This is a genomic window from Serinibacter salmoneus, assembly GCF_002563925.1.
Classification (GTDB): Bacteria; Actinomycetota; Actinomycetes; order Actinomycetales; family Beutenbergiaceae; genus Serinibacter; species Serinibacter salmoneus.
Genome location: NZ_PDJD01000001.1, coordinates 1,285,963 through 1,299,209 on the forward strand (window position 1 = coordinate 1,285,963; position 13,247 = coordinate 1,299,209).

Here is a 13,247-nt window from a genome sequence, read left to right on the forward strand (position 1 = left end):
CACGCTCTGCCCCGCCTGTCAGGAAGACGCGGCGGCGTTCGCTACCGGGGGACGGCCGCGATCACCTCACGCAGGCGTGCCAAGGACTCCTCGTCCCACCCCGGCGCCTGGGTCGCCCAGTGCCAGGCATCCACGTACTCCCCGGCGTAGTGGTGCCCGTAACCCGCGGGGATCACCCCGGAGTCGGAGTTCATCATGTCGGCGAACAATTGGATCCCGGTCACGGCGGGCCACCACCGGATCCCGGGCAGCACGTCCTGGCCCGGCTGCTCGCGGTACCAGTCCTCGCGGCGCCACGCGGCGGGCCACCACCAGCGCACCACACCGTCGCTGGGGTGCTGCAGGTAGACGACCCGTGGCGACTCGCCCGGACCCAGCGCCGCCAGTCCCTGGTCGCCGTGGTTGCGGGTCGCCCACCGCACATGGCGTCCGCCGTCCAGCACCGGGTGGACCTGGGTGGAACCGGCATCGCGCTGCGCGGTCAGGGCGCCGGCCAGCGGCGTGAACCGCGGCGAGCCCGCCCACACCGCGCCGTCGACCCGGCCCCGCAGGTCCTCCAGGCCGCGGAATGGGCCCTGGCTGCCGTAGGCGCCGAGGGAGAGACCGAAGAGCATCAGGAGCGGGCGCCGATCGGGCGGGAGGGCGGCCCAGCGCTCGTGCACGGCCTCGAACAGCACCCGCCCGGCACGCTCGGGTTCGGCGAGGTTCAGCACCAGCTGCACCCAGCTCGGGTCCACCGAGTACTGCATCGCCGCGATGGCGGTGTCGCCGTCGTTGAGGTACTCCAGGGCGGCGCTCGCGCAGCCGTCCACCCACCCGGTCCCGGTGGGGGTGACGACCGCGAGCACCCGCCGGTCCCACGCCCCGGTGCGGTCCAGTTCGGCCAGGAGGGTCTGCGCGAGTTCGTGCAGGTCCGCGGCCAGCACGCTGCGCCCCTGGACCGGCAGCGCGGCGTAGACCCGGATCGGGTCACGGGCCATGCGGCCGGTGACGGCGGCGATCTCGTCCGCGCTCGGTCCCCCGGAGACGAAGCGTCGGCCCTCGTACCCCACCTGCTCCCAGGAGACCAAGGAGGCGGGGGAGCCGGAGCGCTCCGGCGCGGTCGGTGGCTCCCCAGGTGGCATCTTGGTGCCGGAGATCGTGGCGTACATGCCGGTGATCACCTTGCCGAGCACCTCGTTGATCCCCGCGCGCAGGGCCAGGGCGCAGCCGGCCAGGTAGATCACCTCACCCGCCACGGCGGCCACCGGGTGGGAGATCCATCTCTCCAGCGTGGTGTCCAGCGCCCGGATGCGACGCCTGGCCCCGCGCTGGATGAGGAGTGGGGTGGTGAAGGCGGCGAGCGAGAGCGGGAGCGCCGTGAGGAGGTGGGCGCCGTCGTGGTTGCGTCCCCACAGTGCGGCGCGCTGCCTCTCGAAGCGGTGCCCGGTCACCAGCGCTCCCGCGGTGGTGGCCACGAGGCCGGCGACGGCGAGGTTGCGCACCACGGAGCGGGTCGCCTCGGCGGGTGTGAGCCGGGGCAGCGCCCATTGCGCGACCTGGCTGCCGCGGGTGCCCGCCCAGTACCCGACCATCATCGAGACGCCCGTCACCACGGACTGGGTCTGCCAGGTGCGGGGCGCCAGCGTCGGGCGCGAGGAGGCCCAGGAGGCAGCGGATGCGACGGTGAGGCCCGTCGCACTCAACGAGGCGGGGAAGTCACGCACGGCACGGGCGGCGGCGCGCAGGGGGGAGGCGAGTCGGGGGCGCACCCCGACATGGTGACATGGCACGGCGCCGCGTGCTCGGTCACCGCTCGATGGTGTGCACCAGGTCGCGCAGCTCGGCGAGGCTCGCGTCGTCCCAGCCCTCGGGGGTGGTCACCCACACCCAGGCATCCACCCACTCCTCGCCGTAGTTGTGCCCGTAGCCCAGCGGCACCGTGGGGGATCCCGCCACGAACATGTCGCCCATCACCTGCATCCCGGTGATCAGCGGGTACCACCGGATGCCCGGCAGCACGTCCTGCCCGGGGGGCTCGGTGAACCAGGGATCACGGTTCCAGGCGACGTCCCACCACCACCACACCACGCCGTCGCTGGGGTGCTGGACGTAGGCGACGCGGGCCTGCCACTCCTGGCCGTCCGCGGGCGCCTCGCGCTGCCACTGCACCTCGGCGAGCTGGTCCCCGCCGTTCCCGGTGAACCACCGCACGCTCTCCTCCTGCCCGATGACCGGATGGATCTGCGGGGAGCCCGCCACGCGGGTCTCGGCGATGTCGTTGCGCAGCTCGGTGAACTTCGGGGTGCCCACCCACACGGCGCCCGAGGCACGGTCGGTGAGGGCGGCCAAGGAGGTGAACGCCTCCTGGCTCCCGAAGGACCCGAGCGAGATGCCGAACGGGACCAGGAGGGGACGCTGGTCCTCGGGCAGTTGCGCCCAGCGCGTGGCGACGGCGTCGAACAGGATCTGCCCGGCCTGTGCCGGGCGGTCCAGATCCGTCACCAGCTGCACCCAGCTGGGGTTGACGGAGTACTGCATCGTGGCCACGGCGGTGTCACCCTCGTGCAGGTACTCCAGCGTGGCCGCGGAGATCGGGTCCACCCAACCGGTCCCGGTGGTGGTGGCCACGGCCAGGACCTCCCGATCCCACGCCCCGGTGCGGTCCAGCTCGGCCACGACGGCGTCGGCCACCTCCTGCAGGTCGGCGTCCAGGAGCGGCCCCGATGCCGTGGCCAGGCCCGCGTACACCCGGATCGGTTCGAGCGCGGGGCGCCCGGTCACCTCGGTGATCTCCTGCGCGCTGGGGCCGTCGGAGACGAAGTGGCGACCCTCGTAGCCCAGGTCCTCCCATGCGACGAGGGACTGCGGCGACCCGGAGCGCTCGGGTTCCTGCGGCTGCTGCGCGCCGTGCGGTGTGGTGGCGTCCCGCGCCAGGAACGAGCGCGTCAGCCCGTCCAGGACCACGGTGGTGAAGGCGCCGCTGATCACGGCTACGGTGCCGCCCACGATGAGGGCGAAGCTCAGCGTGGCCGCCACCGGGCGCGGGAGGTGCCGGGCCAGGAGACGACCCAGGGCCCGGATGCCGCGCCTGATGGCGCGCCCGAGGAGCAGCAGCAGCGCGAACAGCAGCAGGGAACCCGCCACGATCGTCACCACGTGCCCGCCCGCCGTGGGCTCCAGGCCCCACAGCAGGGCCTGCCGGCGCTGGGAGGCGGCTCCGGTCACCGTGGTGACCACGGCGACCACACCGAGCACGACCAGGAGCGCGCGCTGCACGGCAGGGCGCCACCGCGGCGGCAGCACCCGGGCGAGCCCGAGCCGTCGCAGCAGCGCGCGTGCGGCCACGCCCACCACGTAACCCACCAGCAGCGCGAGAGCGGAGATCACCGCGGAGAAGATCCAGCCGCGGGGGATCAGGGAGGGCTGGGTGGAGGCGGCGAACGCGAGCGTGCCGACCGCGAGCCCCGGCACCGACAAGGAGCGCAGGAAGTCCACCAGGGCCCGCGCGAGGGTCTGCAGTGCGGCCATCACCATCCCGATCGCTCGTAGTCCTTGAGGAACACCCCGTGCAGCAGCTCCCCGGCCTCACCCCGCACGATCGGGTCATAGACCCGGGCGGCGCCGTCCACCAGGTCCAGGGGTGCGTGGAAGCCCTCCTCGGCCAACCGCAGCTTGGTGGTGTGCGGCCGTTCGTCGGTGATCCACCCGGTGTCGACACTGGTCATGTAGATGCCCTGCTCGGCCAGCTCGCCCGCGCTGGTGCGGGTGAGCATGTTGACCGCGGCCTTGGCCATGTTGGTGTGCGGGTGTCCGGCGCCCTTGTACCCGCGGGAGAAGACCCCCTCCATGGCGGAGACATTGACCACGTAGGCGCGACCGCGCCGCCTGGCCGCCGCGGCGAGGTTGCCGTGCAGACGTGAGAGCAGGATGAACGGCGCCGTGGAGTTGCACAACTGCACCTCCAGCAGCTCCATCGCATCGACCTGCTCCACGCTCGCGACCCAGGAGTTGTGCGACACCTCGTCGGGAAGCAGGCCCCCGGCGTCGATGGCGGTGCCCTCCCGGTGCCGCTGCAGCGAGGCGCTCGCGGCGTGGGTGGCCACGCTCGTCAGCGATCGCGCGAGGTCCGCGGGAGCGAGATCGTGACGCGGCAGATCGCTGATCGCGCCGGCCAACATGGCGGGGTGGGCGTCGCTGCTGCGTTCCAGGGCGAGCACCGGTACATCGGGGTCATCGGGCAGGTCGATGAGCTCGGCCTCGCTCAACCGTGAGTAGGCGCCGGGGGAGCGGCGCACGGTCTGCGCGGCGTTGTTGATGAGGATGTCCAGCTCTCCGGCGGCGCCGACGTGGTCGGCCAGGGTGGCCACCTGGGCGGGGTCGCGCAGGTCGATCCCGACCACGCGCAGTCGGTGCAGCCAGTCCGCGGAGTCCGCCATGGCCGCGAACCGCCGGGTGGCGTCCTTCGGGAACCGCGTGGTGATGGTCAGGTCGGCGCCGTCGCGCAGCAGTCGCAGGGCGATGTACATGCCGATCTTCGCGCGGCCGCCGGTCAGCAGGGCGCGCCGCCCGGTCAGGTCCGCGCGGGCGTCCCGCTTGGCGTGGTTGAGCGCGGCACAACGGGGGCAGAGCTGGTGGTAGAACCAGTCCACCCGGGTGTAGGGCTGCTTGCAGATGTAGCAGGGCTGGGGGCGGCGCAGGGTGCCGGCGGAGGCGCCCGGCGCGGCGGTGGCGCTCGGGAGCAGGCCGGCCGTCTCGTCGTCGATCCGCCCGGGGCTCGCGGTCGCGGTGGCGGCGAAGACGGCGGCGTCGTGCGCCAGCAGGTCCTTGCGGCGCTCGTCCCGGCGGACCTTCTTCGCCAGCTTGTACAGCCCCGACGTCGCCCGGCGGGCGGCGATCTGGTCGGGGTGGTCCGACGGGAGGTGCGCGACCTGCTGCGCGACGCGCAGGAAGACCGCCATGTCGGCAGGGTCGATACCGGCGGCGGGGGTGGGCGTGGGAGCGCCAGGGGTGGTCATGGGAGGGCCTCCTGCAGGCGGGCGCGGTGGGCGTGGGCCCGTCCCGGCGCCCGGAACGGTCCCGCCCATGGTAGGCGAGGTGCGGGACCGCTACCTGCCGCTACCTGCCACGAGGTGGGCCGCGTAGCGTGGTGCACCGGGTCCCCGCAGGGGGACGGGAAGGGAAGGACCAGTGACGCACGAGGCTCGCCGCACCCCGATGTCCGCGCTGCGCGCGGTCGGCCGACGCGGCCCCGCGACCGGGTCACCGCCGGTCGGGCGGGTCCTGACGCGCACGGTTGCGGGCCCCATGACGCTGTCCCTCTACCCCGACCCGACCCGGGAGAGGGTCGCCGAACTCGGCGCGGCCTGGGACCTGCACCCGGTGCTCCTGGAGGACCTGCACACCGGGCACCAGCGGCCCAAACTCGAACGGCACGGCCAGGACCTGTTCCTCGTGGTGCGCTCCGCCCGCTACCTCGATGCGACCGAGGAGATCGCCCTGGAGGAGTTCCATCTCCTGCTGCGCCCGGGGGCCGTGGCGGTGCTGTGCCAGGACGGCCGGTGGATCGACGGCACCGATGCGCACGCGATGGACCCGGAGGGCAGCGACCCGGCCAGCCGCCGGATCGCCGCCTTGCTCGCCGATGACGACCTGCTGCGGCTGGGCCCGCGGGCCGTGGCCTACCGGTTCCTGGACGCCGTCGTGGATGCCTACCTCCCGGTGCTGCGCGGCCTGGTGGTGGACAAGGAGCAGATCGAGCGCCAGGTGTTCACCGGGGACCCGGCGGCCACCGAGCGCATCTACCGCCTCAGCCAGGAGGTGGTGGAACTGCAGCAGGCCAGCACCGGGCTCGCGGACGTGCTCGAGGCCTTCCGCGACGTGAGCCGCCAGGCGGTGGACGGCGCGGCCGCCGACGGCGAGGACCCCCTGGCGGCCTACCTGGAGGACGTCGCCGATCACCTCGCCCGCGTCAACGACCAGGTGGCCGATCTGCGCGAGGCGCTCACCCAGATCCTCACCGTGAACGCCACCATCGTGGCGCAGCGGCAGAACGAGGACATGAAGAAGATCTCCGGCTGGGCGGCCATCCTGTTCGCGCCCACCCTGGTGGCGGCGATCTATGGCATGAACTTCGACCGCATGCCGGAACTCGCCTGGCCCTGGGGCTACCCGTTCGCGATGGTGGGCATGGTCGCGTTCTCGGTGATCCTGTACGTCGTCTTCCGTCGGCGCCGGTGGATGTGAGCGCGTGGGCGCTCGCGCCCGAGACCCGCGACCTGCCCGCCGCCGCGGGCCTCGGCGAGGTGCGTGCCGCCCTGGCGCGCAGCGGGACCGCTCTGCTGCAGGCGCCCCCGGGCAGCGGGAAGACGACCCTGCTGCCGCCCGCGCTCGCCGGGCACCTCGCGGACCTGCGGCGCGGCGAGGAGCGCGTGGTGGTCACCCAGCCGCGCCGGGTGGCCGCGCGGGCCGCGGCGCGGCGCATCGCCGCGGTGACCGGCACCACCCTGGGGCAGGAGGTCGGCTTTGCCGTGCGGGGCGAGCGGGTGGGAGGTCGCCACACCCGGATCGAGGTGGTCACCACCGGGGTGCTGCTGCGCCGGCTCCAGCGTGACCCCGCCCTCGAGGGCGTCGGCGCGGTCATGCTGGACGAGGTCCACGAACGCACCCTCGAGGCCGATCTGGTCTCGGCGATGCTGCGGGAGGTGCGCGAGGCGCTGCGGCCCGATCTCGCCGTCGTGGCGGCCTCGGCCACACCGGCGACGGCGGCCTTGCAGCGCGTGTGGGGAACCGGCGCGGACCTGCCCGTGATCGTGGTGCCGGGTAGCCCGCACCCGCTGCAGGTGCGATGGCACCCGGGCCCCGCGGTGCGCCACGACGAGCGGGGCATGACCCGCGCCGCCCTGGACCACGTGGTGGGGGTGACCTGCCGTGCGGCGGCCGAGGCCGAGGGGGACGTCCTGGTGTTCCTCCCGGGCGTGGCGGAGGTGGACCGGGCGGCGCGATCCCTGCTCGACCGCCTCCCCGGGATCCGGGTCGAGCGCCTGCACGGCCGGCTCGACCCGCGCGAACAGGATCGGGTGCTGGCGCGCGCCGACGTCCGCCGCATCGTCGTGGCCACGCCCGTGGCGGAGTCCTCCCTCACCGTGCCGGGCGTCCGGGTGGTGGTGGACAGCGGGCTCGTGCGGGTGCCGCGACTGGATAGACGCCGAGACCTCGCCAGGCTCGAGACGATCGCGGCCTCCCGGGCCTCGGCCGAGCAGCGCGCGGGTCGGGCGGCGCGCGAGGCGCCGGGCGTTGTCTACCGCACCTGGTCGCCCGAGCAGCACGGCACGCTGCCCGAGCACCCCGCACCCGAGATCGCGACGGCGGACCTGGCGACCTTCGCGTTGCAGGCGAGGGCGTGGAGCCGGGGCGGAGCCCGCGACCTGGTGCTGCCCGACGACCCGCCCGAGCACGCGTTGCAGCACGCGGAGCGTGTGCTGGTGGATCTCGGTGCCCTGGCCGCAGACGGCACCGACGGCACCGACGGCACTGCACAGGACGCGCTGAGGATCACCCCGCGGGGCCACAGCATGCTGCGGCTGCCGTTGGAGGTCCGTCTGGCCCGGGCGGCGCTGGATGCGGTGGGCCGGCTCGGATCGCGGGTGACCGCGGAGATCGTGGCCGCGCTGGCTGAGGAGGTGCGGTCCCCCGGGGCCGACCTCGTGCGGCGCCTGGGAGAGTTGCGTCGGGAGGCGCCCGTGTCCTGGCGTCGCAGCCGGGAGGACCTCGAGCGGGCGCTGGATCGCCTCGGAGGAGACCGGAGGGAGCCGGGACTCGCCGTCATGGGATCGCAGGACGACGCGGCCGTGGGCCTGGTGGTCGCCCTCGCCCACCCGGAGCGCATCGCGCGCAGCCGCGGGGAGGGGAGGTACCTGCTGGCCTCGGGCGCGGGATGCCACGTGGATGCGCGCTCGCCCCTGCGCGAGGAGGAATGGCTGGCCGTCGCGGATGCCGACGACTCCCGTGGCGCCGATGCCCTGGTGCGCTCCGCCGTCCCGATCGATGGCGCGATCGCGCAGGAGGCCGGGGCCGCGTTGCGCCACACGTTCTCCCAGGTGGTCGTGCAGGAGGGCCGGATCGTGGCGCGCGAGGTGGAGGCGCTCGGTGCCATCCGGGTGCGTGAGCGACCGATCAGCCGACCTGATCCGCAGCAGGTGCAGGAGGTGCTCAGGGACTACCTGCGGGCCGAGGGCCTCGACCGGCTCCCGTGGCCACCCGCCGCACGCGAGCTGCGGCAGCGGATGGCCTTCCTGCACGCCGCGATCGGGGAGCCCTGGCCGGCCGTCGACGACGAGGCGCTCCTGGCCGCGCTGACCACCTCGGTTGCTCCGGTGCGTCGCGTGGCGGAGGTGGACACGCTCGCCGGCCTGCGCGCCCTCCTGCCGTGGCCCGAGGCGGCGCGACTGGAGGAACTGGCCCCCACCCACCTCGACCTGCCCTCGGGGCGCCGCGCGCGCCTGACCTACGACGGTGACCGACCGATCCTCGCGGTGGCCGTGCAGCACGCGTTCGGGCTGCGTACCACGCCGCTGCTGGCGGGCGGTCGGGTGCCGGTGGTGGTGCACCTGCTCTCCCCGGCGGGGCGGCCGGCGGCCATCACCAGCGATCTCGCCGGGTTCTGGGAGTCGGGTTACCGCGCAGTACGCGCCGACCTGCGCGGACGCTACCCCAAGCACGCCTGGCCGGAGCGCCCCTAGCGCCGGGGGCTACGGCGCCGGGAGATCGGTCACCTCCACCGGGACCACCGTCAGTTCCAGGCCGACGGGATCCCGGAATCCCTCCTGCAGGGAGGCGAGCAGTTCCTCGGCCGAGGGCGGCTGCCCGGGCCCGGTGATCGTGACCTGGACGGTGCCATCGGTCACGGCCACGTCGGCCAGGGTGAACGCCGAGTCCTCGCCGAGCCAGGCGGTCACCGTCGCCGAGGCGTTGCGGGCGTGGGTCTCGGACTGCAGTAGGCCCTCGGAGGTGGCCATCAGCGGCACGAGGATGACCCCGGCGCCCACCACGAACGGGGCGACGGTCTTGATGATCTGCGCCGGGCGGTGGTGCAGCGCGTACGGCCGCGCGAAACCCGTCAGCACGAACGTGAGCGAGGCGGAGAGCACGATCGCGACGAAGTTGGTCAGGAACAGCAGCGCGGCGCCGCCGGCGTCGGCGAACTGGCCGCCGTTGATGCAGATTCCGACCACCGCGAGCGGCGGGACGAGCGCGACGGCGATGGCGACACCGGCGATCCCGCTGGCGACGCGGGCGTTCACGGTGGCGAACGCGCCGGCGGCGCCGGCGGCCAGGGCGATGAGCATGTCGATCGTGTTGGGGGAGACCCGGGAGACGATCTGGGAGTTCGTGGCGAAGGAGATCGCCACGGGCGACCAGGCGGCCACACCGTAGGCGAGGGTGATCGCGGCGAGCGCGCCGGAGGTCACGAGCGCGGCGGAGGACAGCGCCCGGCGCCCCCACCCGTTCACCAGTGCTCCCGCCAGGCCCAGGATCGGGGTCATCAACGGCGCCACGAGCATGGCGCCGATGATCACGGCGGTGGAGTCGGCGAGCACGGCGAAGGAGGCGATCGCGACCGAGAGCAGCATCACCCACCAGGTTCCGAGCTTGGTGCGGCGGTTGGGTTCCTCGAAGTACAGGGTGGCGGCCTGGGCGGTGCGCTCCCGGCGCCCGATGTCCGATCCGACGATCCAGTCCCAGACCACCGCGGGGATGGATGCGGTGGCGCCGTCGAGAGCATCGGTGCCGTCGGTGCGCTGCGCGGGGCCGCGCAGGCTCCACGCGATCATGATCACGCCGGTCACCAGAGCCCCGAGCGCGGCCGTGACGATCGCGGCGGAGACCACCGACTCCGGCACCGTGACCGAGAGCACCCCGATGACGACGGCGACCCCGCCCTGGGCCAGGCGCAGGGCCGGGTCCTGGGTGCGGCGGTTGAGGATCGCCGAGATCACGGAGATCAGGCCGCGGATGCCGACGTAGACCCCGATCACGCCGCCGATCAGCGGAAGGGTGAGGCGGCCGGCTCCGGTGAGGGTGAGCACCACCATGAAGGCGGCGAACAGCAGCGCCGCGAGGCCGCGTGCGGCGGCGAGGGAGCGCCGGATCCGGCGGCCGAACCGGCGTCGACCGGTGACGGCGTAGCTCAGGTCGACCAGGCCGCTCAGGGCGAGCAGGACGATCACGACGACGGTCATCGTCACCGTCGTGGCGTTCGGTAGCAGCAGCACGATCGTGCCCGCGATCGCCGCGAGCAGCCCGCGCAGTGCCACGGGGTCGGCAAAGACGGTTCGGGTGGCGTGGGCGAGCGGCGCGGCGCGGTCGCGCCAGGAGAGGGTCCCTGACGGGTTGTGCTGCTCCACGGGCTTCTCCAGGGGGAGGGAGAGGGGAGACGACGAACGCCCCGGGCCGTGCCCGGGGCGTTGCGGTGTCGGTGGGCGATACTGGGTTCGAACCAGTGACCTCCTCGGTGTGAACGAGGCGCTCTACCACTGAGCCAATCGCCCGCTGCCGCGCGGCGGCCCCGCAACTATACCCAGAAATCGCGCGGATGCCGAATCGGCGTCCTGGTGCGGCTCGCGCGGCTGAGGCGATGCTACGGATCGGGGTCCGAGGTCCGGCGGCGGGCAAAGACCTCGGCCATGGCCAGGGTGAGCGGGCCGGGTCGGCGCGCCCGACCCTCCACGGCCACGACGGGGGCGATCCCGCGTGAGCTCGCCGTGATCGCGACGTGCGGCACGCTCAGCAGTGCGGACAGCGGTAGGTGCTGCTCACGCACCGGCAACCCCTCCATCGCGGCCCACTCCAGCACGAGCTCACGGGTCACTCCCGCGAGCGCGCCGCTGGACAGGGGCGGGGTGACCAGTTCGTCCGCGTCCTCCAGGAACACCGTGCTCGTCGCGCCGTCGCACAGCTCCCCGCGGGTGTTCCCGAACACCGCCTCGGTGGCGCCCATCCGGTGGGCGTGCGCCAGCGCCGCGGCGTTCTCGGCGTAGGAGAGGGTCTTCAGGCCCGCGAGTGCGCCGCGCTCGTTCCTGGGCCAGGGGGAGCGCCACACGGTCGCGGGGGCGTGCGCACGGCTGGCGGTGGCGAGCACGGCCAGCGTGCCCGGGGAACCGGGTGCCGGTCGGGTCGAACCCGCTCCGCCGGGTCCGGGGGTCCAGGTGATCCGGAGCGCGGCGCCGCGCTCGCCCCCGTGTTCGCGCCAGGCGCGCGTCACGTCGGCGACGGCGTCGCGCACCGTCGCCTCGTCGGGCTCGGCCAACCCCAGCCCGCGGGCGGAGCGCGCCAGGCGTCGCAGGTGACGGGTGAGGGCGAACGGTCCCGCGGGCGTCAGGTTCACGCTCTCGAACACGCCGTCACCCACCGTGAAGCCGTGGTCGCGCAGGGTGATCTGAGGCGCGTCGGCGTCCACGAGACGCCCGTTCAGCCAGGCGATGGCGCGATCGTCCATGTCCTGATCCTGCCACCGCCGGGTGTGGGCCGCGGGACCCACCCGGGAAGCGCGGAATCCTGCCGGTTTTGTACTCTCGCCGTTCGTGGGTTAGAGTCGTCTCCGCGCCACGGACGAGAGCGAAGGCCAAGCCGGAGACCTCGACCAGGCGCAACGCGGATGTGGCTCAGTTGGTAGAGCATCACCTTGCCAAGGTGAGGGTCGCGGGTTCGAGTCCCGTCATCCGCTCGATGGATCCACCGCGGTCCAACGATGAGTACCAACCTCGGTGGGTTGGCCGAGAGGCGAGGCAGCGGCCTGCAAAGCCGTATACACGGGTTCGAATCCCGTACCCACCTCGCACCCGGGCGATTGGCGCAGCGGTAGCGCGCTTCCCTGACACGGAAGAGGTCACTGGTTCGATCCCAGTATCGCCCACCACCCAGCAGCCCCCAGGCGCTCTACGCCTGGGGGCTGCGGCGTCTCCACGACATCGCGAGAACAGGCGTGGCTCCGCGAGCAGGTTCGGTGCTGTTGCCCTCCCTGATGTGTCCTACTCGTTCGGCTTTGCTTCGAGGGGTCTCCTGCGCTATGGTCTAGAAAACCGGTTCACCACGATGGAGTGACGATGAGTGAATGGCCTGGAGACGCCTCGGGGTCCCCTGCGGAGAGTGCGGCTGCGGAGAGTGCGGCGACCCGTCGGGCGCGCACCTACCCGACGGACACCGCCTGGTTCACCGACTTCGTGACCTTCCCGGTGCGCGGACTGGGGGAGGAGGCCGGCGTCCATCGTCGGGACCCGAGTTCCGTCCTGACCATCGAGGGCCGGTACTACGTCTGGTACACCCGCTCGGTCGGCGAGACTGCCGGCTTCGGCACACAGGACCCCGCCGCCAAGGTGTTCCCGTGGGACCTCTCGGAGATCTGGTTCGCCACGAGCGAGGACGGCCAGACCTGGGTCGAGCGCGGTCGCGCCGTCGGGCGGGGAGAGGCCGGACGATACGACGACCGCAGCGTCTTCACACCGGAGGTCCTGCACCACGAGGGTCGCTTCTTCCTGGTCTACCAGGTGGTCCAGGCGCCCTACCGGTTGCGCAGTCAGGAGTCGATCGCGCTCGCTGTCGCGGACGCGCCGGAGGGTCCGTGGCGCTGCGGCGACGCGCCGATCCTGCGCCCCAGCGCGGACGGTGAGTGGTCAGGTACCGCGGACGACAGGCTCGCGGTGTCCTCGCGTGGCTCGTTCGACAGCCTCAAGGTGCACGATCCGATCCTCATCCCGTTCCGTGACCGGTTCTTCCTCTACTACAAGGGTGAGCAGATGGGCGAGGGATTCTCGGCGGGAGGGCGGACCACACGCTGGGGTCTGGCCGTGGCGGATCGGATCGAGGGGCCTTACCGCAGGTGCGCGGCGAATCCGGTCACCAACAGCGGACATGAGACCTGCCTGTGGCGGTACGGCGAGGGCATCGCTGCACTGCTCACCACGGACGGGCCGGAGCGCAACACCATCCAGTTCGCGCCCAACGGGGTCGACTTCGCGATCATGGCCCATGTGCCCGCGCCGCCGGTGGCGCCGGGACCGCTCCGCCTGGAGGGAGCGGCGCTGCAACCGCTGGACGGTATCCGGTGGGGGCTGTGCCACGACGTCACCGGACCCTGGCACTTCATCCAGGGCTTCGCTGCGGACGAACGTCAGAAGACGCTGTACTCCTCGGGCCGCAGTCCCGAGACCACACCGTTGCCCGCGCCGCGGGCGCTACCGGCGCCCCGAGCGCACGAAGGAGAGTGACCC

The 13,247-nt window shown here is 73.2% G+C and carries 8 protein-coding genes and 4 tRNA genes; 6 read left to right on the forward strand and 6 right to left on the reverse strand.

Features of this window, described 5'->3' with window-relative positions; genetic code table 11:
• Window positions 1–41 precede the first annotated feature (41 nt).
• From ATL40_RS05600 to ATL40_RS05610, 3 genes are read right to left on the reverse strand one after another with little or no spacing between them, the layout of a single operon-like run.
• On the reverse strand, window positions 42–1,751 hold the full coding sequence (locus ATL40_RS05600; protein WP_169925885.1) for an alpha/beta-hydrolase family protein: 1,710 nt from the start codon (window positions 1,749–1,751) through the stop codon (window positions 42–44).
• A 37-nt stretch (window positions 1,752–1,788) separates the two neighbouring features.
• On the reverse strand, window positions 1,789–3,510 hold the full coding sequence (locus ATL40_RS05605) for an alpha/beta hydrolase (RefSeq protein ID WP_169925886.1): 1,722 nt from the start codon (window positions 3,508–3,510) through the stop codon (window positions 1,789–1,791).
• Window positions 3,510–4,997: an SDR family NAD(P)-dependent oxidoreductase gene (locus ATL40_RS05610; RefSeq protein ID WP_098468678.1), complete on the reverse strand. Its 1,488-nt coding sequence runs from the start codon at window positions 4,995–4,997 to the stop codon at window positions 3,510–3,512. Before ATL40_RS05610 ends, ATL40_RS05605 begins: the two co-directional genes overlap by 1 nt.
• Window positions 4,998–5,286: 289 nt before the next feature.
• On the opposite strand from ATL40_RS05610, the gene ATL40_RS05615 reads away from it, so the two are divergent.
• Entirely contained in the window at window positions 5,287–6,225 is a 939-nt protein-coding gene (locus ATL40_RS05615; RefSeq protein WP_245866795.1) for a magnesium and cobalt transport protein CorA, read from the forward strand.
• Window positions 6,216–8,720: an ATP-dependent helicase HrpB gene (hrpB, locus tag ATL40_RS05620; RefSeq protein ID WP_245866798.1), complete on the forward strand. Its 2,505-nt coding sequence runs from the start codon at window positions 6,216–6,218 to the stop codon at window positions 8,718–8,720. The genes ATL40_RS05615 and hrpB overlap by 10 nt, the downstream gene beginning before the upstream one ends.
• 9 nt (window positions 8,721–8,729) lie before the next feature.
• On the opposite strand, the gene ATL40_RS05625 is transcribed toward hrpB, so the two are convergent.
• The 3 genes from ATL40_RS05625 to ATL40_RS05635 form a co-directional block, all read right to left on the reverse strand.
• Window positions 8,730–10,385, reverse strand: coding sequence for a DUF389 domain-containing protein (locus ATL40_RS05625; protein WP_098468679.1), 1,656 nt, complete (start codon window positions 10,383–10,385; stop codon window positions 8,730–8,732).
• A gap of 72 nt (window positions 10,386–10,457) precedes the next feature.
• Window positions 10,458–10,529, reverse strand: a tRNA-Val gene (locus ATL40_RS05630).
• 89 nt (window positions 10,530–10,618) lie between these two features.
• A complete protein-coding gene (locus ATL40_RS05635; RefSeq protein ID WP_098470316.1) occupies window positions 10,619–11,476 on the reverse strand; it encodes an aminotransferase class IV in 858 nt (285 codons plus the stop codon).
• Between the two features lie 155 nt (window positions 11,477–11,631).
• On the opposite strand from ATL40_RS05635, the gene ATL40_RS05640 reads away from it, so the two are divergent.
• The 4 genes from ATL40_RS05640 to ATL40_RS05655 all read left to right on the forward strand — a co-directional run bounded on the left by ATL40_RS05640 (window position 11,632) and on the right by ATL40_RS05655 (window position 13,244).
• A tRNA-Gly gene (locus tag ATL40_RS05640) sits at window positions 11,632–11,704 on the forward strand.
• 39 nt (window positions 11,705–11,743) lie between these two features.
• Window positions 11,744–11,814: transfer RNA gene (locus ATL40_RS05645), tRNA-Cys, on the forward strand.
• Window positions 11,815–11,821: 7 nt separating this feature from the next.
• A tRNA-Val gene (locus ATL40_RS05650) sits at window positions 11,822–11,896 on the forward strand.
• 187 nt (window positions 11,897–12,083) lie between these two features.
• Window positions 12,084–13,244 (forward strand): glycoside hydrolase family 117 protein, encoded by a 1,161-nt coding sequence (locus ATL40_RS05655; protein WP_098468680.1) that lies wholly within the window; start codon window positions 12,084–12,086, stop codon window positions 13,242–13,244.
• The last annotated feature ends 3 nt before the right edge of the window (window positions 13,245–13,247 follow it).